The sequence below is a fragment of the Delftia acidovorans NBRC 14950 genome (assembly GCF_001598795.1).
GTDB lineage: Bacteria > Pseudomonadota > Gammaproteobacteria > Burkholderiales > Burkholderiaceae_C > Comamonas > Comamonas acidovorans.
The window spans coordinates 111,851-138,516 of record NZ_BCZP01000010.1 but is presented as its reverse complement, the minus strand read 5'-3'; the positions used below and the strand labels follow the sequence as shown (position 1 = coordinate 138,516).

Annotated in this window: 17 protein-coding genes; 7 read left to right on the top strand and 10 right to left on the bottom strand. The window is 68.1% G+C overall.

Annotated elements, in window-relative coordinates; genetic code table 11:
• Window positions 1-194 precede the first annotated feature (194 nt).
• A complete protein-coding gene (locus DA1_RS15120) occupies window positions 195-1,400 on the top strand; it encodes a LysM peptidoglycan-binding domain-containing protein (protein ID WP_034389740.1) in 1,206 nt (401 codons plus the stop codon).
• 25 nt (window positions 1,401-1,425) lie between these two features.
• Window positions 1,426-2,643, top strand: coding sequence for a DNA-processing protein DprA (gene dprA, locus DA1_RS15115; RefSeq protein ID WP_034389742.1), 1,218 nt, complete (start codon window positions 1,426-1,428; stop codon window positions 2,641-2,643).
• 143 nt (window positions 2,644-2,786) lie between these two features.
• Here dprA and DA1_RS15110 read toward each other — a convergent pair whose 3' ends face one another.
• From DA1_RS15110 to DA1_RS15090, 5 genes are all read right to left on the bottom strand, one after another.
• A complete protein-coding gene (locus DA1_RS15110; RefSeq protein WP_034389744.1) occupies window positions 2,787-5,180 on the bottom strand; it encodes a DUF1631 family protein in 2,394 nt (797 codons plus the stop codon).
• Window positions 5,181-5,219: 39 nt separating this feature from the next.
• Entirely contained in the window at window positions 5,220-6,170 is a 951-nt protein-coding gene (gene secF / locus DA1_RS15105) for a protein translocase subunit SecF (RefSeq protein WP_012202769.1), read from the bottom strand.
• Between the two features lie 13 nt (window positions 6,171-6,183).
• Window positions 6,184-8,106: a protein translocase subunit SecD gene (gene secD, locus DA1_RS15100; RefSeq protein ID WP_034389747.1), complete on the bottom strand. Its 1,923-nt coding sequence runs from the start codon at window positions 8,104-8,106 to the stop codon at window positions 6,184-6,186.
• 91 nt (window positions 8,107-8,197) lie between these two features.
• Window positions 8,198-8,533 carry a preprotein translocase subunit YajC gene (gene yajC / locus DA1_RS15095; RefSeq protein WP_012202771.1) on the bottom strand — a complete coding sequence of 112 codons (336 nt, stop codon included), beginning with the start codon at window positions 8,531-8,533 and terminating at the stop codon, window positions 8,198-8,200.
• A 331-nt stretch (window positions 8,534-8,864) separates the two neighbouring features.
• Window positions 8,865-12,446, bottom strand: coding sequence for an indolepyruvate ferredoxin oxidoreductase family protein (locus tag DA1_RS15090; RefSeq protein WP_034389748.1), 3,582 nt, complete (start codon window positions 12,444-12,446; stop codon window positions 8,865-8,867).
• Window positions 12,447-12,634: 188 nt separating this feature from the next.
• Here DA1_RS15090 and DA1_RS15085 point away from each other — a divergent pair, with 188 nt between their 5' ends.
• Complete coding sequence (locus tag DA1_RS15085) at window positions 12,635-13,138, top strand: Lrp/AsnC family transcriptional regulator (RefSeq protein WP_012202773.1); 504 nt, start codon at window positions 12,635-12,637, stop codon at window positions 13,136-13,138.
• A gap of 251 nt (window positions 13,139-13,389) precedes the next feature.
• Window positions 13,390-15,060 carry an MFS transporter gene (locus DA1_RS15080; RefSeq protein WP_502690322.1) on the top strand — a complete coding sequence of 557 codons (1,671 nt, stop codon included), beginning with the start codon at window positions 13,390-13,392 and terminating at the stop codon, window positions 15,058-15,060.
• Window positions 15,061-15,307: 247 nt separating this feature from the next.
• Here the strand turns inward: DA1_RS15080 and mltA are convergent, their stop codons facing one another.
• Complete coding sequence (mltA, locus tag DA1_RS15075) at window positions 15,308-16,492, bottom strand: murein transglycosylase A (protein ID WP_034389752.1); 1,185 nt, start codon at window positions 16,490-16,492, stop codon at window positions 15,308-15,310.
• On the opposite strand from mltA, the gene DA1_RS31055 reads away from it, so the two are divergent.
• The 3 genes from DA1_RS31055 (at window position 16,491) to DA1_RS15065 (ending at window position 18,913) form a co-directional block, all read left to right on the top strand.
• Complete coding sequence (locus tag DA1_RS31055; protein WP_016449371.1) at window positions 16,491-16,661, top strand: hypothetical protein; 171 nt, start codon at window positions 16,491-16,493, stop codon at window positions 16,659-16,661. The genes mltA and DA1_RS31055 overlap by 2 nt on opposite strands.
• Before the next feature lie 146 nt (window positions 16,662-16,807).
• Complete coding sequence (locus DA1_RS15070) at window positions 16,808-17,533, top strand: YiaD family glycine zipper/OmpA-like lipoprotein (RefSeq protein WP_034389754.1); 726 nt, start codon at window positions 16,808-16,810, stop codon at window positions 17,531-17,533.
• A 105-nt stretch (window positions 17,534-17,638) separates the two neighbouring features.
• The gene (locus DA1_RS15065; protein ID WP_034389756.1) at window positions 17,639-18,913 is read left to right on the top strand and encodes an amino acid deaminase; all 1,275 of its coding nucleotides are present in this window, start codon (window positions 17,639-17,641) and stop codon (window positions 18,911-18,913) included.
• 5 nt (window positions 18,914-18,918) lie between these two features.
• On the opposite strand, the gene DA1_RS15060 is transcribed toward DA1_RS15065, so the two are convergent.
• The 4 genes from DA1_RS15060 to DA1_RS15045 are packed head-to-tail and all read right to left on the bottom strand — an operon-like array spanning window position 18,919 to window position 26,618.
• Entirely contained in the window at window positions 18,919-19,548 is a 630-nt protein-coding gene (locus DA1_RS15060) for a response regulator transcription factor (protein ID WP_012202778.1), read from the bottom strand.
• A gap of 16 nt (window positions 19,549-19,564) precedes the next feature.
• Complete coding sequence (locus DA1_RS15055) at window positions 19,565-21,634, bottom strand: two-component system sensor histidine kinase NtrB (protein ID WP_174549398.1); 2,070 nt, start codon at window positions 21,632-21,634, stop codon at window positions 19,565-19,567.
• A 26-nt stretch (window positions 21,635-21,660) separates the two neighbouring features.
• A complete protein-coding gene (locus tag DA1_RS15050; protein WP_034389761.1) occupies window positions 21,661-22,476 on the bottom strand; it encodes a carbon-nitrogen hydrolase family protein in 816 nt (271 codons plus the stop codon).
• Window positions 22,473-26,618 (bottom strand): YhdP family protein, encoded by a 4,146-nt coding sequence (locus DA1_RS15045; protein WP_034389762.1) that lies wholly within the window; start codon window positions 26,616-26,618, stop codon window positions 22,473-22,475. The genes DA1_RS15050 and DA1_RS15045 overlap by 4 nt, the downstream gene beginning before the upstream one ends.
• Between the last annotated feature and the right edge of the window lie 48 nt (window positions 26,619-26,666).

The window sequence follows — 26,666 nt, the reverse complement described above, 5'->3', positions numbered from 1 at the left end:
GGTCGGTGAATGTCGTTATTTTCGCCACTTTTCTGCCTGGGCGCAGCGGGACGACGCAATAAGCGTTGCCCTCTCATGGCCTTGCACGCAGAATCTTTGCTGATTTGTAAGACCTGTATGGCCGTTCATGACAAGATCGGCCGTGCCGCAGTGCCTAGGAGGGACGCTGCGTCAGCCACAAGAAGAGGAATTCCATGACTGCATTCGCCACAGCTCGTACCTGGACTGTCGCAACGGCCCTGATCGCTGCGTTCGCAGCGGCCCACGCGCAGCAGCTTCCGGTGACGGCATCGCAGCGCTCGGCCGCCCAGCAGGTGGCCCAGCAGGGCGTTCCCGTGGGCGAGCTGGCGCCCGATGCGCCCGACAGCTACACCGTCAAGCGCGGCGACACGCTGTGGGGCATCTCCGGCATGTACCTGCGCCGTCCCTGGCGCTGGCCCGAGCTGTGGGGCATGAACATGCAGGCCATCGCCAATCCACACCTCATCTATCCGGGCCAGGTGCTGTACCTGGACAAGCGTGATGGCTATGCCCGCCTGAGCACGGCGCGTCCCATGGGCGACGGTGGCGAGCCCGGTGTGGTGCGCGTGTCTCCGAGCACGCGCAGCGAGTCGCTGGCGCAGGCGGCCCTGCCCACGCTGCAGCCCCATCTGATCGAGCCCTTCCTGGCCGAGCCGCTGGTGGTGGATGCCGAAACGCTGCTGCGCGCACCCCGCCTCATCGCCACCACGGACGAGCGCGTGCTCATGGCCAGCGGTGACCGCGCCTATGCGCGTGGTACGGCCGAGGCGCCGCTGCGCAAGGGCGACGGCCTGCCGCGCCAGTACCGTGTCTTCCGCGATGCGGTGGCGCTCAAGGACCCCATCTCCGGCGAGGTGCTGGGCTACGAGGCCAAGTACCTGGGCCTGGCCGATCTCATCGAGGGAGAGACCTCGCTGGAGATCGTGGACAGCAAGGGCGAAAAGCACGAGCAGGCCTCCCCCGCCACGGTGGACCTGTCGCGCGCCAAGACCGAGATGCGTGCTGGCGACCGCCTGCTGCCCGCACCGGAACGAACCTACATGAACTATGCGCCGCATGCGCCGCAGGCTGCCGTGAAGGCCCACGTGGTGTCCCTGTACGGCGACCAGGCCGTGCGCTGGGCGGCCAACAACCAGGTCATTGCCATCAACAAGGGCACGCAGGACGGCATGGACGTGGGCACGGTGCTGGAGCTGATCCGCCGTGGCGTGCGCATCGTGGACAAGACGGGCGACAAGAAGGAAGAAGTGCAGCTGCCCGACGAACGCAATGGCCACGCCATGGTGTTCCGCACCTTCGATCGCGTCTCCTACGCGCTGATCCTGGAGGCACGGCGCGGCGTCGAGGTGGGCGACAGCCTGACCTCGCCGGCTCCCTGAGCCCCAGCGGCCTGCCGGCAACGCCATGGCGGCCGCCTTGCAGTCCACCGACCGGCTCGCTCCCGAGGAGCTGTCCGCCTGGCTTCGGCTGCTGCTGACGCCCGGCGTGGGCCGCACCACGGCGCGGCGCCTGCTGGCGGCCTGCGGTGGCGCGCAGAACATCTGGAGCGGCCCTCCAGCCGCCTGGCACGGCCTGGTGACGGCGGCACAGGCCCATTCGCTGCAGACCGTGCCCCAGCGCCTGGAGCAGCTTGTGGCGGCCACGGTGCAATGGCTGGACCAGCCCGCTTCCGGGCAGTTGCATGCCGTGCTTGCGCTGGGCCATCCCCAGTATCCGCAGGCGCTGCTGCAGACCGAAGATCCGCCGCTGCTGCTGCATGTGCAGGGCAGCGAGCGCTGCATGACAGGTTCTGGTCCCTGGTTCCCCTATCCACAGTCCCTGGCCATGGTCGGCAGCCGCGGGCCGACGGTCCAGGGCGCGGCCAATGCGCGCGCCATGGCGCAGGCGCTGGCCGAGGCCGGCCTGTGCATCGTCTCCGGACTGGCGCAGGGCGTGGATGGCGCTGCCCATGAGGGCGCACTGCGCGCGGTGCTGCGCACGGGCGCCCAGGCGGCGCCCGTCACCATTGCCGTCGTGGGCACGGGCCTGGACCAGGTCTATCCACGGCGCCACATCGGCCTGGCCCGCGAAGTGGCCAGCCACGGGCTGATTGTCAGCGAATATCCGCTGGGCACCGGCCCCATGGCCGCACACTTTCCGCAGCGCAACCGCATCATCGCGGGCCTGTCGCAGGGCACGCTGGTGGTCGAGGCGGCCCTGCAATCGGGCTCGCTGATCACCGCAAGACTGGCCAGCGAACAGGGCCGCGAGGTCTTTGCCATCCCCGGCTCCATCCACGCGCCCCAGTCGCGCGGCTGCCATGCGCTGCTGCGCCAGGGCGCCAAGCTCGTGGAAACGGCGCAGGACGTGCTCGATGAGCTGCAGGGAACGGCCGTGCGCCTGCCGCTTGCCAAGCCCGTACCGGCAGCAGCGGCGGCAGCGGCAGCTGTTCAGCCCGCCCAGGACCATGAGAACGACGCCACCCTGCGCGCCCTGGCCCACGACCCGCTGTCGCTGGACGAGCTCATGGACCGCACAGGCATGGATGCCGCAGCCCTGCAGGCCCACTTGCTGGAGCTGGAACTGGAAGGCCGCGTGGAGCGCCTGCCCGGCGGCCTGTTCCAGCGCCTGGCCCAGGCCTGATCTCAAAAACTGGCGCGTCCCCAAGCGGGAGATGCCGAGCAAGAGCCGCCTCGCGGTGGGGGCGCCTAGCCGAGGGCGTCGTCCCCCTCCCTTGCGAAGCAAGTAGAGAGGCGCCGTGCCACGGGGGGAAGGCGCGCAGCGCCTCAGGGGGTGCCGAGTCTTTCAGGGTTCGCCTGAATCTTCTCCAGCGCATCGCGCGTCGCGCGCACCGTGAGCGCCTCTTCGTCATGCACGGACAGCAGGCCGGACTGCAGGTAGGAGGCCATGCGCCGCAGCTGCAGCAGGTGGCAGGTGCCATCGAGCGCGGCGAACAGGTGCAGCTGCTTGCGGCGGCTGCGCCAAGTGTATTGCACCTGGATGCGCGCGCCGTTGTGGTCCAGCGTGAACCAGCGGCCCGGCTCCAGCGAGGTGGCCCACTCCAGCATCACCGGGTCCACGGGGGTGTTGGTGCTCGGGATGACGTTGAGCCCGGCCGTGTCCACGCCCAGGATCATCTCGATGTTCTCGGGCGACAGCGGCATGTCCTCGTCGAGCATGCCGTCTTCGCTGATGTACTGCTCCAGATGGGACAGCCGCTGGGCCATGGCCTCGATACGGGCCGGTGCGATGGTCGCTGTCTTGGAGACGAAGGCTTCGGCCAGCGTGTCGGTGACCAGCTTGATGCGTGCGGACTGCCCCTCGCCCGTGACGCCGATCAGGGCCAGCCCTTCGCGCAGCGTCTGCAGCAGCGTCGGCAGCGTCTGGATCACGCGCGAGCGTTCCTGGCGCGTGGGCTTGGCGCTGGCGGCCCAGACCAGTTCGCTGGCGGCCTGCTTGAAGCGCATGGTGCGCGCGTCCTTGGCGCCGTGGCGCACGGCGGCCAGGGCCAGCACCTCGGTCCAGGTCTTGAACAGGAACTCGCGGATCTCTTCGCGCACCGGCATGTCGGTGAGCAGGTGGCGCAGCTCGATCGTGTACTGGATGGCCAGGGTTTCCTTTTGCACCACCTGCTGGGCCACGCTGACGATCTTGGCCTTGTCCTGCGACTGGGTCAGGTAGCGCGCCAGGAAGTCCTCGAACTCGCGCAGCACCAGCACGAAGACCTTCTGGCCGGTCTCCGGGTACTGCTCGATGACTTGGACGATGCGCCGGATCTCCGACTCCAGCGCGCTGCCGCTGATGCTGGAAGCGTCGAACCCCATCACGCACGAACCCAGGCGGTCGATCAGCAGCCGGGCCGGGTGGCGCAGGTTGCTGAAGAATTCCGGCTCGGCCAGGGCCACGCGCAGAACGGGCACCTGCAGCCGGGCAAACCAGACGCGCACCGAGGGCGGGATGCGGTCCTCGGTCAGGATGGCCTGGAACATCAGGGCCACGATCTCGATGGTGGCCTTTTCGCCCGAGGTGGTGGCCTTGCGCTTGAGCTCGGCCGAGCGCTCGCGCACCTGGCCCACCAACTGGCCGATGGCGGCCGGGCTGGCATCGATTTGCAGCGTGGTCAGTCCCCGGGCCAGCATCTGCTGGTACTGCGTCTGGGCCACGACGCGCTGCTCCAGCAGGGCCTGGGTCAGCGCGGCCGATGCGGGGGCCTGCTGCAGGCCACCGCCCACGCCGCCCACGCCGGGCACCAGGCCCGGCACGCCCACGCCCGGCTGCATGAGCAGGCGGCGCAGTTGGCCCACGACTTCATGGGCGCGGTGGCGTGCGCGCGAAAGTGTTGTCAGGCCCACGGGCATCTGGCCCTGGGGCAGTGCTCCGTTGGGCGGATAGGAGGCGGCAGCGCCCGGCACGCCACCCATCTGCGTGGGCGCATAGGCTGAGGAAGGCTGCGAGGTCGAGGCAGGCGCCGTGGCCGGGCCCAGGCCCATGGCGCGCGTGGAGTGGCCGCCCTCGGTGCGCCGCACCCGCATGGCCACGTCCTGCGAACGGGTGACGCCCTGGCCATCCAGCAGCTGGTGGGCCGCCTGGTATCCGGCCACCAGCAGCGGTGCCAGGGCTGTCTGCAGCAGATCGTTCACACGCTGCAGATCGCCGCGCTGCAGGCCGCTGGCGAGCCATTGCTCGACCAGATGGCGGCACACGGACTCGCTGCGCAGAATGTCGTCGGATGGCAGTTCCTGGTTTTCAATGGCCTGCATGCGCAGGCGCAGCGTATCGAAGACGGGTGCCGTGGTTTCCCCCATGGCCAGCGCCATGCGGGAGGCCAGGATCTTGTTCTCCACCACATCGTCGCTGAGCAGTTCGAACTGCAGCGCCCCGCGCTGTGGCAAGGAGGCCGGTGTGGCCCTGCCCGGCTGCAGTGCGCCCTGCAGGGCCTGCATGCAGGCATTCAGCCAGGCCGCCTGGTGCTGGCGATAGCTGGACCAGGCCTCGCGACGCTCCTGCATTTCACGTGCGGTGCCCACGGCCTGGGCCTGTTGTTCCATCTGGGCCAGCAGCTGCTGGGCCACGCCGGGCAGGCCCTTGCACAGTCCACGCACCCAATGCAAACGCGCCTGCTGGCCCAGTGAGGACTGGGTGCCAGCAGGCGCGTTGGAAGGGGTGGGCAGAGAGGGCATGCCCGCGAGTGTAAGCCGGTCTGGAGCTAGAACATTCGCTTACACAGTGGCGCCGGCGTTGGGATCGTTGGGGTCCGTGGAAGCCTTGGGCGCCTTGATCAGATCCTCGCGCTTGACGCCCAGCCACATGGCGATGGCGGCGGCCACGAAGACCGAGGAATAGATGCCGAACAGGATGCCGATGGTCAGAGCCAGCGCGAAGTAATGCAGGCTGGGACCGCCGAAGAAGAACATGGACAGCACCATGGCCTCGGTGGAGGCGTGGGTGATGATGGTGCGGCTCATCGTGCTGGTGATGGCGTGGTCGATCACCTCGGTGGTGCTGAGCTTGCGGAACTTGCGGAAGGCTTCGCGGATACGGTCGAAGATCACGACCGACTCGTTGACCGAGTAGCCCAGCACGGCCAGCACGCCGGCCAGCACGGACAGCGAGAACTCCCACTGGAAGAACGCGAAGAAGCCCAGGATGATGACCACGTCGTGCAGGTTGGCGATCACGGCGGCCACGCCGAACTTCCATTCGAAGCGCATGGCCAGGTAGATCACGATGCCCAGCACCACGAAGCCCAGTGCCATCAGGCCGTTGTGCATGAGCTCGTCACCCACCTGCGGGCCCACGAACTCGGTGCGGCGCAGCGTGACTTCGGCGTCTTCCTTCTTGAGCGCCGTGAGCACCTGCTCGCTTTGCTGCGCGGAGGACACGTCCTTTTGCACGGGCAGGCGGATCATCACGTCGCGCGACGTGCCGAAGTTCTGCACCGTGACGTCGCTGTAGCCCAGCTTGGAGACGGTATCGCGCACCTTGGCGATGTCGGCGGTCTGGGTATAGGCCACCTCCATCACGGTGCCGCCCGTGAACTCCACGGACAGGTGCAGGCCGCGCGTGAGCAGGAAGAACACGGCCAGCGCGAAGGTGATGAAGGAGATCGCGTTGAGGACCAACGCGTACTTCATGAAGGGGATGTCTTTGCGGATGCGGAAGAACTCCATGGTCTTCCCCCTTTCAGTTGTTGGCGCCGGAATCGGCGACGCTGGAACCCTTGGCAGCCACGGAGCGCAGCTGGCTGGTGTCTTCCGGCTTCCAGACCTGGCCGATGGAGATGCTCTTGAGCTTCTTGCGGCGGCCGTACCAGAGGTTGACCAGGCCGCGCGAGAAGAACACGGCCGAGAACATGCTGGTCAGGATGCCGATGCAGTGCACCACGGCGAAGCCGCGCACCGGGCCGGAGCCGAAGGCCAGCAGCGCCAGGCCCGCGATCAGCGTGGTCACGTTCGAGTCCAGGATGGTGTGCCATGCGTTCTCGTAGCCCGCATGGATGGCGGCCTGCGGCGAGGCGCCGCCGCGCAGTTCTTCGCGAATGCGCTCGTTGATCAGCACGTTGGAGTCGATGGCCACGCCCAGCGCCAGCGCCATGGCGGCGATGCCGGGCAGGGTCAGCGTGGCCTGCAGCATGGAAAGGATGGCCAGCAGCAGCAGCACGTTGACCGACAGGGCCACCGTGGAGATCACGCCGAACAGCATGTAGTACACGCACATGAAGGCCGCGATGGCCACCAGGCCCCAGACCACGGAGTGGATGCCGCGGTTGATGTTGTCGGCGCCCAGGCTGGGGCCGATGGTGTATTCCTCGATGATCTCCATGGGCGCGGCCAGCGAGCCGGCACGCAGCAGCAGGGCCGTGTCGTTGGCTTCCGCCGTGGTCATGCGGCCCGAGATCTGCACGCGTCCGCCACCGATCTCGGTGCGGATCACGGGAGCCGTCACGACCTCGCCCTTGCCCTTTTCGAACAGGATGATGGCCATGCGCTTGCCCACGTTCTCACGCGTGATGTCCTTGAAGATGCGCGCGCCCTTGGCATCGAGCACCAGGTTGACCGTGGGTTCCTGGGTCTGGCTGTCGAAGCCGGGCTGTGCGTCGGTGAGGTTCTCGCCGGTCAGCACGACCTGCTTTTGCACGATCACGGCCTGGGCGTTGCGGTCCAGGTAGCGCTCGGAGCCGAAGGGTACGGGGCCCGAGCCCAGCTCGGCGCCGCGCGCCTCGGAGGATTCGTCGACCAGGCGCACTTCCAGCGTGGCCGTGCGGCCCAGGATGTCCTTGGCCTTGGCCGTGTCCTGCACGCCGGGCAGCTGGACGATGATGCGGTCCAGACCCTGCTGCTGGATCACGGGCTCGGCCACGCCCAGCTCGTTGATACGGTTGTGCAGGGTGACGATGTTCTGCTTGAGCGCCTGCTCCTGCACCTTGCGCAGGGCTTCGGGCTTGATGGAGGCCAGCAGCTTGAAGCCGGCGCCATCAGGCTCGGAGGTGGCCGCCAGATCGGGGAACTGGTCGGTGACCAGATTGCGTGCGGCCGTGAGCATGGCCTCGTCGCGCACGCGGATCTCGATGGTGTTGCCGTTGCGCGAGACGCCGCCGTGGCGGATGTTCTTGTCGCGCAGCGAGGTGCGCAGGTCGCCGGCAAAGGAGTCGGCCTTCTTGGTCAGGGCCGCAGCCATGTCCACCTGCAGCATGAAGTGCACGCCACCGCGCAGGTCCAGACCCAGGTACATGGGCTTGGCGCCGACGGCCGTGAGCCATTGCGGCGAGCGCGACACCAGGTTCAGCGCCACGATGTAGGCCGGGTCGTTGGCATCGGGGATCAGGGCCTTCTGGATCACGTCCTTGGCCTTGAGCTGCTCGTCGGGCGTGTTGAAGCGCGCCCGCACCGAGGTGCCCTCAATGGTCAGCACATCGGGCTTGACATCGGCAGCCTTCAGGGCCTCCTCGACCCTGTGCAGCACCGCGTTGTCCACCTTGACGGTGGCCTTGGCCGAGGAGACCTGCACCGCAGGCGCCTCACCGAAAAAATTGGGCAGGGTGTAGAGCACCCCCACCAGCAGCGCGATCACGATGATCGCGTACTTCCAGACCGGATATCGGTTCATGATCGCGCTCTTCGCTCTTTGTAGACAGCAACGCACAAAAGGGTGTGCTGCCGCCTGCGCGGTCCGCACACCCGCAAGACAGGGACAGCGCTTACTTCAGCGTGTCCTTGGGCAGCACCTGTACGACGGCGCTGCGCTGGATCTGGACTTCCACACCCGAGGCGATCTCGATGTGCAGGAATTGCTCGGACATGCGTGTCACGCGGCCGATGATGCCGCCGGACGTTGCCACCTCGTCGCCCTTGGCCAGCGCCTCGATCATGGAGCGATGCTCCTTCTGGCGCTTCATCTGGGGGCGGATCATCACGAAGTACAGCACCACGAACATCAGTGCCAGCGGTGCCATGCCGTACAGCTGCGACATGAAGTCGCCACCGGAGGCTGCTGCTGCGGGTGCGGTCTGGGCAAAAGCGGAAGAAATAAACACGGGCAAGACTCCAGGATTGGAAGGTCGAAAAAGGGTCGCTGCGCACGCCGTATGCACGGGCCCGCGCAGGAGAACGGAGCATTGTATGCGTCAGCCCTGACCCACATGGGCTGCCAGGATCTGGCGGCTGCGGGTTTTTCGGCGACGATGGCTGCAACTGGCTGCCATCTGCCGTTTTTAAAGGGGTGGAGCGCGGTTTTTCGTGATTTTTGCGCTCGGCTTGACGGTCCATGGAACGGACCCTGACGGAGCCGCGCCGCCCACACCTTGCGGTGCGGGCGGCGGCAGCGATCTTACAGGAGGCCCCTGGAGCAGGGCAGTCCGTGTGGTTTCAGGCGACGCCGACGGCGGGCTTGCCCGTGCTGCCCGCACCCCGTGACGGTGCGCTCCAGCGTGCCATCAGTGCCTTCCACTTGATGCGGGCCGCTGCCAGGTTGCGCTCCTTCACATGGCCGTAGCCGCGGATGTCCTCGGGAATGCTGGCGATCTCCACGGCCAGCGCCAGGCGCTCGGGCGTGAGTTCGGCCAGCAGGCCTTCGATGCACTGGCGGTATTCCTGGATCAGGGCGCGCTCGGTGCGGCGCTCCTGCGTGCGGCCGAAGGGGTCCAGCGCCGTGCCGCGCAGGCCCTTCATCTTCGCCAGCACTTCCATGGCCTTGCGCATCCAGGGACCGTAGGACTTCTTGACCAGATGGCCGTGCTCATCCTTGCCGGCCGACGACGGCGGCGCCAGGTGGTGGACCACGCGGTAGTCGCCCTCGAACATGCCGGCGATGCGCTGGCTGAAGGCTGCATCGGTGTGCAGGCGCGCGACCTCGTACTCATCCTTGTAGGCCATGAGTTTGAACAGATATCGGGCCACGGCCTCCGACAGGCGCGTGCCGGAGCCCGCCACGCCGCGCTCGGCGGCATGGACCTTGTCCACGAAGGCCTGGTACTCGGCCGCATAGGCGGCGTTCTGGTAGCCCGTGAGGAAGTCCACGCGCTTGGCCACCATCTCGGTCAGCGAAGGCTTCTTGACGAACTGGATCACCTGGGCCGTCTGGAACAGGGCGCGCACGGCAGCCAGGTCATGGGCGCAGCGGCGGCCCCACTCGAAGGCGGCCTTGTTGTTGTCGGCCTGCACGCCGTTGAGTTCGATGGCGCGCATCAGCGCCGCATGCGACAGCGGCACGCGGCCCTTTTGCCAGGCGTAGCCCAGGATCAGCGGGTTGGTGTAGATGCTGTCGCCCAGCAGTTGCACGGCCACCTGCTCGGCGTCGAAGCTGCCCAGCAGCTCGGGGCCCACGGCCTGGGCCAGGGCGCTGGCGCAGCGGTCGTCCGGCGCCTGCCAGTCAGGGTTGGTGACGAAGGCTGCCGTGGGCGAGCCGTGGCTGTTGAGCGCCACGAAGGTGCGTCCCGGCTGCATCACGGACATGGTGGTCGGCGTGGCCGTGACGATGGGGTCACAGCCGATCACCAGGTCGGCCTTGGCCATGTCCACCTTGGTGGTGTAGATGGCCTCGGGACGGTTGGCGATCTGGATGTGGCTCCAGGTGGAGCCGCCCTTTTGCGCCAAGCCGGCCGCATCCTGGGTGATCACGCCCTTGCCCTCCAGGTGGGCGGCCATGCCCAGCAGCGAGCCGATGGTGATCACGCCCGTGCCGCCGACGCCGGCCACGACAATGCCCCAGGCCTGCTCGGCCACCGGCAGCACGGGCTCCGGGATGGCGGGCAGCATGGACAGATCGCCCTTCTTCTCCTTCTTGGGCTTCTTGAGCTGTCCGCCTTCGATGGTGACGAAGCTGGGGCAAAAGCCCTTCACGCAGGAGTAGTCCTTGTTGCAGGTGTTCTGGTTGATGCGGCGCTTGCGGCCGAACTCGGTCTCCACCGGCTCGACCGACAGGCAGTTGGACTGCACGGAGCAGTCGCCGCAGCCTTCGCAGACCAATTCGTTGATGACCACGGTCTTGTCGGGCGTGGCCAGCGTGCCGCGTTTGCGGCGGCGGCGCTTTTCGGTGGCGCAGGTCTGGTCGTAGATGATGGCCGTGCAGCCCTTGAGGGTGCGGAACTCGCGCTGGATGCGGTCCAGCTCGTCGCGGTGGTGCACGGTCACGCCCTCGGCCAGCGGCACGCCGTCGTACTTGGCGGGTTCGTCGGTGACGATGACCAGTTTGGCCACGCCCTCGGACTTGAGGCTGTTCATGATCTGCAGCACCGAGTGGCCCTCGGGCCGCTCGCCCACGCGCTGGCCGCCCGTCATGGCCACGGCGTCGTTGTACAGCAGCTTGTAGGTGATGTTCACGCCGGCCGCGATGCTCTGGCGTATCGCCAGCAGGCCGCTGTGGAAGTAGGTGCCGTCGCCCAGGTTGGCGAAGACATGGGCGTCCTTGGTGAAGGGCGCCTGGCCCACCCACGTCACGCCCTCGCCACCCATCTGCGTGAAGGTGCTGGTGGAGCGGTCCATCCACACCGTCATGTAGTGGCAGCCGATGCCGGCCACGGCGCGGCTGCCCTCGGGCACGCGGGTGCTGGTGTTGTGCGGGCAGCCGCTGCAAAACCATGGCACGCGGTCGCCCGTGGGCTGGCTCTGGGCGGCCTTGAGCGCGGCCTCGCGGGCGTCCAGCACGGCAATGCGCTCGTGCATGCGCTGGGCGATGTGTTCGGGCACGCCGATCTTGGTCAGGCGCTGGACGATGGCGCGCGCGATGAGGGCCGGCGTCAGGTCCGCATTGGGGCGCAGCAGCCAGTCCTGGCTGGGATTGGGCACCGACCATTCGCCGCCGTGCTCATCGCTGAACTTGCCGACCACGTTGGGCCGCACGTCGGAGCGCCAGTTGTAGAGCTCTTCCTTGATCTGGTATTCGATGACCTGGCGCTTTTCCTCCACCACCAGGATTTCCTGCAGGCCGCGCGCGAAGTCGCGCGTGATGGTGGCCTCCAGCGGCCAGACCACGTTGACCTTGTGCACGCGTATGCCCAGCTGGCGGCAGGTGTCGTCGTCCAGGCCCAGGTCGGCCAGGGCCTGGCGCATGTCGTTGTAGGCCTTTCCGCTGGCGATCAGGCCGAAGCGGTCGTTGGGACCGTCGATCACGTTGTGGTTGAGCCGGTTGGCGCGCACATAGGCCAGGGCCGCATACCACTTGTAGTTCATCAGCCGCTGCTCCTGCTCCAGCGGCGCATCGGGCCAGCGGATGTGCAGGCCACCGGGCGGCATCTGGAAGTCCTCGGGCAGGATGATGTTCACGCGGTCCGGCTCCACCGACACGCTGGCCGAGGACTCCACCACCTCCTGGATGGTCTTCATGCCCGACCACAGGCCCGAGAAGCGGCTCATGGCAAAGGCGTGCAGCCCCATGTCCAGGATGTCCTGCACATTGCTGGGAAAGAACACCGGCGTGCCGCAGGCCTTGAAGATGTGGTCGCTCTGGTGGGCGGCCGTGCTGCTCTTGCTGATGTGGTCGTCGCCGGCCAGCGCGATCACGCCGCCGTGCCTGGCCGTGCCCGCCATGTTGGCGTGCTTGAACACGTCGGAGCAGCGGTCCACGCCCGGGCCCTTGCCGTACCACAGGCCAAAGACGCCGTCGAACTTCTTGGTCTCGGGATAGAGATCCAGCTGCTGCGTGCCCCAGACGGCCGTGGCGCCCAGCTCTTCATTGACGCCGGGCTGGAAGACGATGTTGTTGGATTCGAGGTGCTTTTTCGCGGCCCATAGCGCCTGGTCATAGCCGCCCAGCGGGGAGCCCCGGTAGCCGCTGATGAAGCCTGCGGTGTTCAGGCCCGCTGCAGCGTCGCGCTGGCGCTGCAGCATGGGCAGGCGCACAAGGGCCTGTACTCCGCTCATGAATGCACGGCCGTGCTGCAGAGCGTATTTGTCGTCGAGAGTGACCGTCTCCAGGGCGCGGCGCACGTCTTCGGGCAGTGGGGCATTCATGGCTTGTCTCCATCGATGGTCGGCGCCCTGTCATGTCCTGCCCGGAACGGGAAAGAGGCATGCACGGCACTCGTTGTCTGAACCAAATCGCCTTTTTTCAGTGTATTCGTGCTCGTCTGATAGGTCTTTGCTTTCTTTGCGCTGTTTCAAGTATTCTTGGCAAGAATCTTTCTTGAAAACGGTATTTTGTGCAAACTTTGGACAAATTCGACATTGCCATCCTCGGCCACCTGCAGGCCGATGCGCGGCTGACCAATGCCGAGCTGGCCCAGCGCGTGGGCCTGTCGGCCGCGCCCTGCTGGCGCCGTGTGCGGGCGCTGGAGGAGGCGGGCTTCATCCGCGGCTACCACGCCGACATCGACCGCCACAAGATCGGCCTGGGCGTGCTGGCCTTCGTGCGGCTCGATGCCGTGCGCACGGCCGGCACGCTGACGCTGGAGATGGAGGACGCCATCCGCAAGCTGCCCGAGGTCGTGACCTGCCACTACATCAGCGGCACCGGCACCTTCGAGCTGCAGGTGGTGGCGCGCGACCTGGACAGCTTTGCGCAGTTCGCGCGCAACACGCTGCTGAACCTGCCCAATGTGAAGGACATGCAGACCAGTTTCTCGCTGGGCGAGATCAAGTCCAGCCATGCGCTGCCCCTGTCCCAGCTGGGGCCCATGGCGGGCAAGGGCCTGCCGGACCAGTAGCCACAGGCCGGCGGACTGGCCTAAGAAGGTCGCGCCGAAGCGACAGTGTGCTCCTGCAAAAGGAGCAAAAAACGCCTGCCGTGCAAGGCGGTGATCGTGGTTCTTAGTGCAACAACCATTTCTGGCGCCACCCCCGCGTTTGGGCCGAGAATCAGGGGCACATGGCCGCAGAACAAACAACACCAGTCCCCGCCCAGCCGCCTGCCTCCGAATCCGAGCCTTCCACCCAGCCTCCGGCCGAGCCTTCGGGCATGGGGGCGCCGGGCACCCTGATCGAAGACCCGTCAGGCATGACGGCCGCCGACAAGGCGGCTGCCGAGGCCGAAGGCCAGAAGACGGCCCAGGCCCAGCAGGGCGTCTGGGCGCCGCTGTCCGGCCCCACCTTCCGCATGCTGTGGCTGATCTGGATGGCGGCCAACACCTGCATGTGGATGAACGATGTGGCGGCGGCCTGGCTCATGACCTCGCTGACCACCTCGCCCGTGCTCGTGGCCCTGGTGCAATCGGCCTCCACGCTGCCCGTCTTCCTGCTGGGCCTGCCCAGCGGCGCGCTGGCCGACATCCTGGACCGGCGCCGCTACTTCATCGTCACCCAGTTCTGGGTGGCGGCCGTGGCCCTGGTGCTGTGCCTGTTCGTGCTGTCCGGCCAGATGACGGCGCACTGGCTGCTGGTGCTGACCTTTGCCAACGGCATCGGCCTGGCCATGCGCTGGCCCGTGTTCTCGGCGCTGATCCCCGAACTCGTGCCCAAGCACCACCTGCCTTCGGCCATGGCGCTGAACGCGGTGGCCATGAATGCATCGCGCATCATCGGCCCGCTGGTGGCCGGCGCCATCATCGCCAGCCTGGGCAGCGCATGGGTGTTCGTGCTGAACGCCGTGCTGTCCATCCTCTCGGGCATCGTGCTGATCCGCTGGAAGCGCCGCCATGTGGCCAACCCGCTGGGCCGCGAGCGCCTGCCCTCGGCCATGCGCGTGGGCCTGCAGTTCGTGCGCGAGTCGCCCCGCATGCATGCGGTGCTGGCGCGCACGGTGTGTTTCTTCCTGCAGTGCACGGCCGTGATGGCCTTGCTGCCCCTGGTGGCCCAGCGCCTGCACGGCCCCACCGAGGGCGGGGGCGGCGCCGAGACCTTCACGCTGCTGCTGGCCTCCATGGGTGCGGGCGCCATCGTGGGCGCCATGTTCCTGCCGCGCCTGCGCCAGGCCATGTCCAAGGAAAGTCTGATCCGGTCGGGCTCTGCTGTGCATGCGCTGGCCACGCTGGCCGTGGCCCTGTCGCCCAATGTCTACATGGCCGTGCCGGCCATGATGCTGGCCGGCATGGCGCTGATCTCCACCGCCAACGTGCTGGGCGTCTCGGCCCAGATGGCCTTGCCCAACTGGGTGCGGGCGCGCGGCATGTCCATCTACCAGATGTCCATCATGGGGGGTACGGCGACAGGCGCCGCGCTCTGGGGACAGGTGGCCAGCATGGTGGGCGTGCGGGGCAGCCTCATGGTGGCCGCTGCCAGCGGCGTGGTCTGCATGCTGCTGGTCCAGCGCCTGGTGCGCGACCGCCAGATCGAGGAGGATTTGAGTCCCTCCAAGGCCTTCCAGCGCCCCGAGGTCAACATCCCCGAAGCCGGCCGCGTGGTCGTCACCATCGAGTACCAGATCGACCCCACCCAGGCCGAGGCCTTCCGCGCCCTCATGCAGGAAAGCCGCCGCAGCCGCATGCGCCAGGGCGCGCTGGGCTGGAGCCTGCTGCACAGCATGAGCCACCCGGAGCGCTACGTGGAGCAGATCATCGACGAGTCCTGGACCGAGCACCTGCGCCGCTTCGACCGCGTCACCGCCGCCGACGTGGCCCTGCGCGACCGCAAGCTCGCCTATCACAAGGGCAAGGAGCCGCCGCGCGTCACGAGGTACTTCGATACCCCCTGAGGCGCTGCGCGCCTTCCCCCTGAGGGGGACGGCGCCCTCGCAGCGAGGCTGCTCTTGCTCGGCGCCCCTGGCGTTGGGCCGCGCCAGAGCGAGGGACAGTGGATAGAGGTGTGTCTGCGCTGGTCTTGTGCCATGCGGGGCGAGCCTTGGCGCAAAGGATAAAACCGGCGCACCCCAAAGCGAGGCTGTCGTCCCCCTCCCTCGCGAAGCGAGTAGAGAGGGGGAAGCGGCGTAGCCGCTCAGGGGGTCACCTCAAGTGCGGCGCCTGGCTGGCAAGGCTCCGCGGCCAGAAGGCCCAAAGGCGCAGATTCTGCTTGATGCGGCCGGCCAGGTCGCCGGCTTCGGGTCCCCAGCCCATGAAGTAGTCGGCGCGCACGGCGCCGACGATGGCGCTGCCAGTGTCCTGGGCGAATACCAGGCGGTTCAGGGCCACGGTGGGCCCGGATGTGGACAACCAGACCGGCGTGCCGTAGGGAATGCTCTGCTTGTCCACGGCGATGGAGCGGCCCGGGGTCAGGGCCACGCCCTGGGCGCCCTTGGGGCCGAATTGCAGGTCCAGGCCTTCCAGCGGCTCCTCGCGGAAGAAGACATAGCGCGGGTTGCTCCACAGCATTTCATTGACGCGGCCGGGGTTGGCAGCCACCCAGGCGCTGATGCCGGGCCAGGTGGCGTCGCGCACCAGTCCCTGGTCCAGCAGCCAGCGGCCCACGCTCTTGTAGGGCTGGTCATTGGTGCCCGCAAAGGCGACGCGGATCGTGCGTTGCGCGCCTGTGGGCTCGGTGATGTTCAGGCGCCCCGATCCCTGGATGTGCAGCACCATCGCATCGACGGGGTCGCGCAGCCAGGCGATGGCGCGGCCTGCCAGGGCCGCCTGGGCCTCGGGCATCGTCTCGATCTGCTGGCGCGAGAACCAGGGCTTGCGGCTGCCGAAGCCGGCGCCGGCCGGCGTCTTGTACAGCGGCACGTTGAAGCCGTCGCCCGGCAGGCGCCGCGCCTCGAACAGGGGCTCGTAGTAGGCGGTCAGCATGCCGTCCGGGCCACCGCCCAGCGCTTCGATGCGGTAGGGCTGCAGATTGGCCATGAGCCAGGCGCGCTGCTCGTCGCCCGTGGCAATGCTCAGCTGGCGCACGTCCCGGCACAGACCCGCAAAGACCGAGCTGGGCCGTTCGCAGTTCTTGAGCCAGGCATTCCAGGCTTCGTGCAGCGCGTCTTCCTGCAGGCCGGGCAATTCGCTCCAGTCGGCCGCGATCCAGCGGCTCTTGGTGGGGGTGCTGGTGACCAGCGGGGGCCTGGGTGTCACGGTGACCGGGCCTCCCGGCTGCAGGTCGGGCACGGGCGAAGGGTCATAGACCGGCTTGGTGGTGGTCGTGCAGGCGACCAGCGTCCCTACAATCAGCGCCATCGCGGCATGGCGCAGGAGGTGGAAATTCATGGGGTTGATTTTGCTCGAAGCACTGCTGGCCTTGGTGATTCTGGTCGCTATTGTGTGGTGGACCATGTTCTCCGGGCGCCGCAAGGGCGAGTTGCCCGTGGACACGCCACGGGATTCGCACCCGTCTCCAGACAAACCCTCTCCCGGGCAGGATCGCAGCGGCCCGTGACGGACCCGAAAGCAGCCTCGCGGAGCGGGCGCCGTCCTACGGGTATGCCCTGCCCGCACTGATAGGCTGTGCTCAGCCTGCTTTCCACAATGGGGACCCTGGCGCTACCGCACGGTGCGTTCCCAAGATTCAAAAAGGAGTTTCCCATGCGCAAGCACATCGTTCTGGCCGCCGCAACGGCTGCCGCACTGTTCATCTCCGGCTGCGCGAACATGAGCGACACCCAGCGCCGCACGGCCACGGGCGCTGGCGTGGGCGCTGCGGCCGGCGCCGTGCTGGGCGCGGTCACCGGCGGCAGGGCCGGCACGGGCGCCGTGATCGGTGCCGGCGTGGGTGCACTGGGCACCTACATCTGGTCGCAGAACATGGAAAAGCAAAAGCGCGAGATGGAGCAGGCCACCCAGGGCACGGGCGTGAACGTGAGCCAGACGGCTGACAACCAGCTCAAGCTCGACATTCCCAGCGACATCTCGTTCGATACCAACCGTTCCGACATCAAGGGCAACTTCGCCCCCATCCTGGACCGCTTCGCCGAAGGCCTGCGCAACAACCCCAATGCCGAGGTGCGCATCATCGGCCACACGGACAGCACCGGCTCGGACGCCATCAACAACCCGCTGTCGCTGGACCGCGCCAACAGCACGCGCAACTACCTGACCATGCGCGGCGTCTCGGGCGCTCGCATCGCCACCGAAGGCCGTGGCTCGCACCAGCCCGTGGCTTCCAACGACTCGGCCAGCGGCCGTGCCATGAACCGCCGCGTTGAAATCTTCGTGGGCGAGATCCCGCAGCAACAGCAGCAGCCCCAGTATCAACAGCAGCCGCAGTACCAGCAGCCGCAATACCAGCCCCAGTACCAGCAGCCCCGCTGATCCCGGCTCTGGCCCGGATGCAACGCCCCGCAACGCGGGGCGTTTTTGCGTGGGCGGCCACCTGCCTTGCCCTATGCTGGCACCCATCCATCAATGGGGAGTCGTATGAGTGAAGCAAGCACAGCAGGCATGGCCGACGTGGTCAGCCCGCTCGACAAGGGCCTGGGTGCACTGTCGGCGCCCTGCACGCCGCAGGACGCCGCAGCGCAGGGCTGGAACCTGCTGCGCGAGGATCTGGGCCTGCCGGCCGCCGTGCTCTCGCAGTCGCGCCTGGCGCACAACCTTGCCTGGATGCAGCGCTTTGTGGACGCCTACGGCGCCAAGCTCGCGCCCCACGGCAAGACGACCATGGCGCCCCGCCTGTTCCGCCAGCAGATCGATGCGGGCGCCTGGGGCATCACCTTGGCGACCGCCCAGCAGACACGCGTGGCCCATGCCCACGGCGTGCGCCGCGTGCTCATGGCCAACCAGCTGATCGGACGGCGCAATATGGCCGCCGTGGCCGAGCTGCTGGCCGATCCCGGTTTTGAGTTCTTCTGCCTGGTGGACTGCGCCGAGCAGGTCGAGCAACTGGCGGCCTTCTTTGGCGCGGCGGGCCAGTCCGTGCAGGTGCTGATCGAGCTGGGCCCGCCCGGCGGGCGCACGGGTGTGCGCTCTGATGCGCAGATGCAGCCGCTGCTGGATGCGCTGGCAAGGGCTGGCGCGGCCGTGCGGCTGGCCGGCATCGAGGTCTACGAGGGCGTGCTCAAGGAAGAGGATGCCATCCGCACCCTGCTGCGGCGCGCCGTTCACTGGCTTGAGCGGCTCGCAGGTGATGGACGATTGCAGCGCAGCCCGGCCGTGCTCACGGGGGCCGGCTCGGCCTGGTACGACGTGGTGGCCCAGGAATTCGGCAAGGCCGACATTGGCGGCCCCCTGGATCTGGTGCTGCGCCCCGGCTGCTATCTCACGCATGATGCGGGCATCTACCAGGCAGCGCAGCAGCGCATCGACCAGACCAACCCCGTGGCGCAGCAGATGCGTGCCAGCCTGCTGCCTGCGCTGCAGGTCTGGGCCTATGTGCAGTCACTGCCCGAGCCTGGCCGCGCCATCGTGGCGCTGGGCAAGCGCGATACCGCCTTCGAGGCCGTGCCGCCCCGGCCCGCGCTGCGCTACCGCCCCGGTGATGCCGCGCCGGTGGCCGCACCGCCCCATTGGGAGGTCACGGCCATGATGGACCAGCATGCTTTCCTGAAGGTGGCCGAGGACGATGGCCTGCGCGTCGGCGACATGCTGGCCTTCGATATCTCCCACCCCTGCCTGACCTTCGACAAATGGCGGCAGATGGCCGTCGTCAACGATGGCTACGACGTGGTCGACGTGATCGCCACGTATTTCTGAAGACGTCAGCCGTGCGTGCGCAGCAGGTTGGCCAGTTCCACGGCCGACTTGACCTGCATCTTGTCGAAGACGCGCGCGCGGTGGACTTCGACGGTGCGCACGCTGATGTCCAGCTGGTCGGCGATGAGCTTGTTGGGAATGCCCTCCACCACCAGCCGCATCACGTCGCGCTCGCGCTCCGTCAGTTCGTTGAAGCGCGCACGCACGGCCTCGCGCGCACGGGTCTCGGCCTGGTGCTGGGCTGACAGTTCCAGCGCCTGCTCGATGCGGTCCACGAGCGCGTTGTCCGAAAAGGGCTTCTCGCAGAAATCGAAGGCGCCGCGCTTGACCGTGTCCACGGCCGTGGGCACGTCGGCATGGCCGGTCAGGAAGATCACGGGCATGCCCGCGATTTGGTTGCGCTCCAGCATGAGGTTGAACAGCGCCAGCCCGCTCATGCCGCCCATGCGCATGTCCAGCAGCAGGCAGCAGGGATTGCGTGGCGGCGGGCGCGATTGCAGCATGGCGTCGAAGGCCTCTGCGCTGTCATAGCATTCGCTGAGCAGGCGGCGCGAGCGCAGCAGCCAGGCCAGCGCTTCGCGTACATCGGTGTCGTCATCGACGATGTAGACGGTGGCGTCGGGTACAGGTTCCATGGGCCTATTGTTCCATCTATGGTTCCACCTGTGCCGGGTTGTGGGTCGGCAGCGTGAAGGCGAAGACGGTTCCGCGCGGGCTGTGCGGGCTGTGCTGCAGGTGGCCGCCATGCTGTTCGACCACGGTGCGGCACAGGCTCAGGCCCAGGCCCATGCCCTCGTTGCGCGTGGTGAAGAAGGGCGTGAACAACTGCTCCGCCACATGCTTGGGGATCCCGCTGCCGCAGTCGATGACGGCGAATTCCACCCAGCTGCGGCGCGTGCTGGCGGCCGCACGCCGCACGCGCAACTGCAGTTCGCGGTCCACGGTCTCGGGCGAGTCCATGGCCTGCATGCCGTTGCGCGCCAGGTTGAGCAGCACCTGCTCGATCATGGTCGGATCGCAGAGCACGGGCGACAGGCCGGGCTCGATGTCGGTGGTCACGCGCACGCCCAGGTTGCGCGCCTGCAGGCTGACCAGCGGCAGCACGGCGTCTATGAGTTCGGCGGCACCTATGACTTCGCGTGATTGGTCGCGCCGCCGCACGAAGTCGCGCACGCTCTTGATCACGCGGCCTGCACGGTCGGCCTGGAAGCTGATGCGCTCCATGGCCATGCGCAAGTCCTGCAACTGCTGGCGCAGATGGGCTTCGTTGCCGGCGCTGCCTGCCGCCCCGCCGTCGCTGCCCAGCATGTTCAGCGATCCTGTGGCGTAGCTGGAGATGGCCACCAGCGGCTGGGTAAGTTCATGGCTGAGCAGCGATGCCATTTCGCCCACGGTGGCCAGGCGGGCCGTGGCCTGCAGGCGCTCCTGCGAGGCGCGCGAGATCTCTTCCATGCGCTTTTGCTCGCTGATGTCGATGAAGGCGCTCATCCAGCCCGTGTGCTGGCCCTGGGCGTTGATCAGCGGCGCCTCGAAGATCAGCACCGGAATGCGTGTGCCGTCTTTGCGCATGAAGATGCTTTCGTGGCCCTCGCGCGGCGGCGGTGCGTTGCCGGACAGGCGGTTGTCGCGCCGGCGCGCGTAGATTTCGGCGCGTTCGGGCGGCCAGTAGGGCGCGATGCTCAGGCCCAGCAGCTCCTCGGCCGTGAAGCCCACCATGTTGCAGAAGGCCGGATTCACATAGCTGATGCGGCCCTGCAGATCGCGCGCCCGCAGGCCCGTGACCAGCGAGTCCTCCATGGCCTTGCGAAAGGCCAGCGCATCGCCCAGGTCGCGCTCGGCACGCAGGCGGCGGCGGTTGTCGCGCACCAGCACGGCGACCACGGAGACCAGGGCGATGGACATCAGCGTCACCAGGGCCGTGAGCACGTTGGGGAACACGCTGGGCGCGCGGTGCCAGCTGTCCATGCGCAGCACCAGGGTGCTGCCGGGCAGGTCCAGCAGCTGCTGCGCCGTGAACATGCGCGTGCCGCGCCAGGAGGCGCCCAGCAGTGCCAGGCGCGTGCCGTCGGGCTCGGTGAAGGACACTTCCTGGGTGCGCGGCAGGTTCTTGCTGACCTGGGTGATCAGCAGGCTTTGCAGGCTGTAGGTGCCGATGACGAAGCCGATGATGTGGCCGCTTTGCGTCAGCGGCAGGCAGACCTCCATCATCTCCGTGCCCAGGCCCTCGGCCAGCAGCTGGAAGTAGCTGGGCGAGTAGGCGGGGCCGTTCAGGCGGCGCGCGTGCGTGCAGGTCAGCACGGCCTCGGGGTGGGTGTTGTTCGTGCGCAGCTGGTCTTCCCACTGCACGTTGCGATAGGGGGTCTCGGCATGGGAGCGGATCTGCAGGCCCGCGTCGCGCCACTCGATGCGCATCAGTTCGCGGCGCACCTGCAGCAGCTCGGCGGCGCGGGTCTTCCATTCGGCGGGCTCGTTGTCGGGCGCGTTCAGCGCCTGCAGGTCCTGCAGGTTGCGGTTGAGCGCGGCGCGTATGTCGGCCACGGCATTGGCCGTGTCGCGCTCCAGCTTGTCCTGGACCTGGGAGGCCTCGTAGCGCCCGGCCAGCCAGACCATGGTGACGAGCATGCTCAGGACCAGGGCGACCAGCAGGCTCCACAGCGACCAGCGGCGCCAGGCCGTGCGCCAGCGGCGCCAGGGCCAGCGGCCTTCGGGCATGGGCGACATCGGCGACATGGGCGGGTGCGTTGGATTCACAGGACGCGGTGCTCCAGGGCCGGCAGCTGGCGGCGCACATGCGCCAGGCGCTCGCGCTTGATCTCGCCCAGCACCACGCCGGCACCCTCGGCCTGCTGCGCCAGCACCATGCCCCAGGGATCGGCCAGCAGGCTGTGGCCCCAGGTACGGCGGCCGTTCTCATGGTGGCCGCCCTGGGCGGGTGCCAGCAGGTAGGCCTGGTTTTCGATGGCGCGGGCGCGCAGCAGCACTTCCCAGTGCGCCAGCCCCGTGATGTGGGTGAAGGCGGCGGGCACCAGCAGCAGGTCGGCGCCCTGCTCGGCAAGGCGGCGGTACAGCTCGGGAAAACGCAGGTCGTAGCACACGCTCAGACCCAGGCGCCAGGTCTCGCCCTCGCGCGAGGTGATGTCGCAGGTCACGGGCGTGTGGCCCGCCTGGACCACGGCGGCTTCCGTGTAGCGCTCGCGTCCGTTGTCGTAGTGGAACAGGTGGATCTTGTCGTAGCGCGCCACGCATTCGCCCTGGGGCGAGAACACCAGGGAGCTGTTGAGCACGTGGGCGTCGTCATCGGCCACCAGGGGCAGGGTGCCGCCCACGATCCACAACTGCAGCTCGCGTGCTGCGCGGCGCAGGAAGTCCTGGATCGGGCCTGCGCCGAAGCTCTCGCGGTAGGCCAGTTTGTCGGTGTCGCGCAGGCCCATGGCGCAGAAATACTCGGGCAGGGCCGCGAGTTCGGCCCCCTGGTCGCGCGCCTGGCGCAGCAGGGCCAGCGCCTGGTCGAGGTTGGCGCGCACATCGGGTTCCGACACCATTTGCAATGCTGCGATTTTCATGGGTTCTCTCCTGAAGAAGCGGGCTCGGTGGCGCCGGAGGGCGTGCTGGCGGGGCTGTTGCCGGCAGGATCGGAGGGTGTCGTGGCCCGGCGCCGTGGCAGGGCCGTGACCTGGGGATCGTCCCAGCTGCCGTCGATGCGGAATTCCTTGGTGGCCGCCGCGATCAGCGGGCCGCGCAGCAGCACCTGCGCCAGGAAGCTGCCCAGGCCGACCACGGGGTTGATGGCCGTGGCCACCAGGGAGGCCGTCATGGCATTGATCTCGGGCACCACCACCACATGCAGACTCTGCGTCTCCTGGACCAGGTCGGCCGTGCCCTCCATCAGCACGGCGGCGTTGACGCCCTTCATCTGCATGTTGTTGGTGCGCGCCACGCCGTCGGTGATCTGCACGTCGCCGCGCATGAAGTCGAAGGCGAAGCCGTTGCTGAATACATCGCGGAAGTCCAGCGTCAGCCGGCGGGGCAGCGCCTGCAGGCTGAGCACGCTCAGCAGCTTGGCCAGGCCCGGCTCGGCCTTGAGGAACTGGCCGGTCTGCACATCCAGGTGCATGGAGCCAGAGAGGCTGCGGAAGTCGGGTGTGATGGGCGAGCCCGTCCAGCCCGCCGAGCCCTGCAGCACGCCCTTGCCGTTGCCCACCACGCCGGGCATATCGAAGCGCGTGAGCAGCTTGCCCACGTCGCGCAGGTCCAGCTGGAACTGCAACTGGCTGCGCCCCGGGTGTTCGGACTGGCCCTGGGGCAGGCGCCACTGGCCGCTGGCCGTCAGCGTGGCCTCGGGCGTGGCGATGTTGAAGCGCGACAACTGCCATTCGCGCGCCGCCGCATCGCCGGGAACGGGGCGGTTGCGGGCCTCCACTTCCAGGCGGCCCAGGGCGTGGCCTGACAGGTGCATGTCGTCCACCACGATCTGCAGGGCCGGCAGCTGGCGCGGCCCCTCGCTGAACAGGGCGTCCACGCGGTCGGATTTGGCCTCGGGCACCGTCAGGCGCGACAGCCGGGCCACCAGCTGCCCTTCGGGCTGGGCATCCGTGCCTTCGCGAAAGCCCACGTAGCCGTCAAGCTCCTGGGAGGCGAGGTTGCTGTGCCACGAGCCGCCATCGCGCGAGATGCCCGCCACCACGTCGTGCAGCTGCCGCCCCTTGGCCTGCAGCTGCTTGACGCGCAGGGTCAGCCGGTCGGGGATGTATTCGCGCGCAGGGTCCGCGGCATCGGCGGGCTCCGGCTTGGCGCCGCTGGACTGCGGCGCCAGTGCCAGCCAGTCGTCGAGATTGAACAGCGGCAGCTGCACGTGGGCCTGCACGCCCTGGCCCGAAGTGGAAGCCGTGCCCGCTTCCTGGCCGATGAGGATGCTGCCGTGCAGCACACGGCTGTGCTTGCCACTGATGTCGCGCTCATAGAACACCGAGCCCGTATCGCCCAGTTGCACGCTGATCTGGTCGCGCAGCGGGGCATCGGGCGAGGTGAAGCTGGCGGGTGCGAGCTGGTGGCTCACGTTCAGTGGCTGGATGGACTCCGCCGCCTTGCCCAGCGGGGCGGGCAGGTTGATGCGCATGCCTTGCAGGCTGGACTGGACCTGGATTTCGGGTGTTCCGCGCCGCACCTTCAGCAGCAGGGAATAGGGCGACTGGCCCTCGGCATGGCGTGCCAGGTCGGCCACCCAGCCCAGCTCCCTGGCTTCGCGCAGCCCCTGTGCCGTGGCCGTGCCCTGCACACGCACCTTCACGGAGGATTCGGTGGCCGGCGCATTGCGCGCCAGCGCCTGCATGCCGCCATCGGCGCGCAGCTCACCGCCCAGCGCGCGCGCCTGCAGGCCGGCCAGCGAGAAGCCGGTTTCGGAGAACTTGACGGCCCCGCGCAGCTGGCTCAGATGGGGCGTCTGATCATCGAGCTGCAGGGAGTTGCCCGCCAGCGTGACCTGTCCAGACACCTTGCTGCGGTCCAGATGGTCGATGGGCAATTGCAGTTGCAGGGCCAGTTGCGCGGCGCCTGTGGCCTCGCTGCCGTCCAGAACGTGCCCGGTCAGCGCCGACAGGGCCGAGGTCTTGACCACGCCCAGCATGTCGGCCAGCGGGCCCTGGCCCTTGGCGGTCACGGCCACCTCGGTGTGGCCCAGGTTGGGAATGCTGGCCTGGATGTCGCGCATCTGCAGCTGCGGGTAGCCCGCGAACTCGCCGCGTGCATTGCGCACGGCCATCGACGAGCGGTCGAAGACCAGCTCGCCGGACAGATCGACCAGGGCCGGCCAGGGCGCCTCGCCATGCGTGAGCAGATGGGGCGGCACATATTCATAGTGCACGTCATGCAGCTTGGCAGCGATATGGAACTCGCCCTGGCTGGGCTTTTCGGCCGGCACGTGGTCCAGGTGGCCGCGCACCTTGAAGTTCACCGTGCTTGCGCGCCCGGCGTGGATGGCTTCTCGCACGTAGTGGCGCGCATCGGCAGGGATTTCCAGCGGCAGGTAGCGATGCACGCGCGTGCCGTCTGCGTTGCGCAACTGGCCCTGCAGGTCCAGCACGCCCGGAAAGCGCGGGTGCTTGTCGCTGCCGTCGCCGGTGTGCCACTGCGCGCGGGCCTCGCCCTCGGTGTCATCGTTGGCAAAGCGCAGGCTGGGCACCTGCACGCTGATGGCCTGGCCGCGCAACTGCCAGCGCAGGCTGGCCTGCAGGCGGTGCAGCGGGATCTCGGGTTCCTCGAAGACGCCAGGAAAGGACAGAGCAGCCGGCCGCTGCCCCGTGCCCTCCATCTCCAGCTGCGCCTGTCCGCCGTCCTGGTCCAGCGAGAAGCGCGCGTTCAGGCCCTTGATGCCGGGCATGCCCGGCTTCGTGGGGCCTTCGGACGATGCCACTCCGTCGATCGACAGCTGCTGCAGCTCGCCGCTGGCCTTGTACTGCTGCACAGCCTGCAGCGGGCCACGCCAGCTTCCCTGGAACTGGCGCAGCTGGCCGGCCGGGGCCATGTCGGCCAGATGGCGCTGCAGCTGCTCGGGCAGCGGCAGGCGCTGGCCCAGCTGGGCGAGGATGGCCAGGTCAATGCCATCGGCCTGGAACTCGCCCTGCTCGCCCAGCGCCCCCTGCGTGCTGGCGCCCGCAGGGTTGTAGCGCGCGCGCAGATTGCCGGCAGGCCAGTGCAGGCCGTCACCCGTGGAGAACTCCAGGTTCTGCGCGGCGAAGCGCCAGCCGTCCTGGTGCTGCACGCTCAGCCGGCCCGTCAGCGCCTGCAGTTGCAGCGGCTCCAGGTTCTCGCGCCACTGCAGTTGAAGGGCATTCACCGCCACATCGGCCATGGCACCCACGGGCTGGCCCTGGCGCAGGTCGATCCAGGCGCGCAGTGCGCCCCGGCCCTGCTGCAGGCGCAGGTCGGACGTATCCATGTACTGCCCGAGCCGGGACAGGTCGATCTGCGTGAACATCGCATGGGCCTGTCCGCTCCAGCGCTGCCAGTTGCCCTCGTGCGTGGACAGCAGCGGCTCGCGGAACAGGCCGGCGAGCATGAAGCGCTCGCCCCAGCCTTCGGGCGGCGTGGCATCCAGGCGGATTCCGTGGCTCCAGCCCTTGTTGCGCAGCACCAGGTCCACATCGCGCAAGGCCAGCGGCGGTGCCTGGCGTAGTTCGTCCACCCACAGCAGGCTGCCGCCACGCAGGGCCAGCTCGGTCTGGGAAAACAGCCAGTCGGCGGCGGCATTGTCCCCGCCCGATGAAGGGCTGATCTCGATGCCGGCCACGAAGACACGGCCATCGGCCGCGCGGCGGACCACGAGTTCGGGGCGGTCGATATAGATCTGCTCCACGCCCAGGCGCATCAGCGAGCGGGCCGAAACGGCTACCACCACGCTGGGCAGGCGCAGGGCGTCCGCGGAGTGTTCTGGGTCTTCGACCACCACGTCGCCCATCTCGAACCGGGGGACCAGTCCCTCGCTGCGGGCCGTGATGCTGCCTATGCGCACGGGTAGGCCCAGCGTGCGTGAGGCCAGGGATTCCAGCTGAGGACGCCATTCGCCGATTCGCGGCACAATCCAGCCATGGAGCACCCCCCACACGGAGCCCAGGACCAGCCAGAAGGCCAGGACCAGCCCCAGTGACCACCGCGCAAGGCCGGCCATCCAACGGGTCAGGCGTGTGGGGTGCGGTTTCGGTTCGATCATCGGCGGCATCAGCTATGACGGGAATTATGACCGGCACCCTCAGGGGCC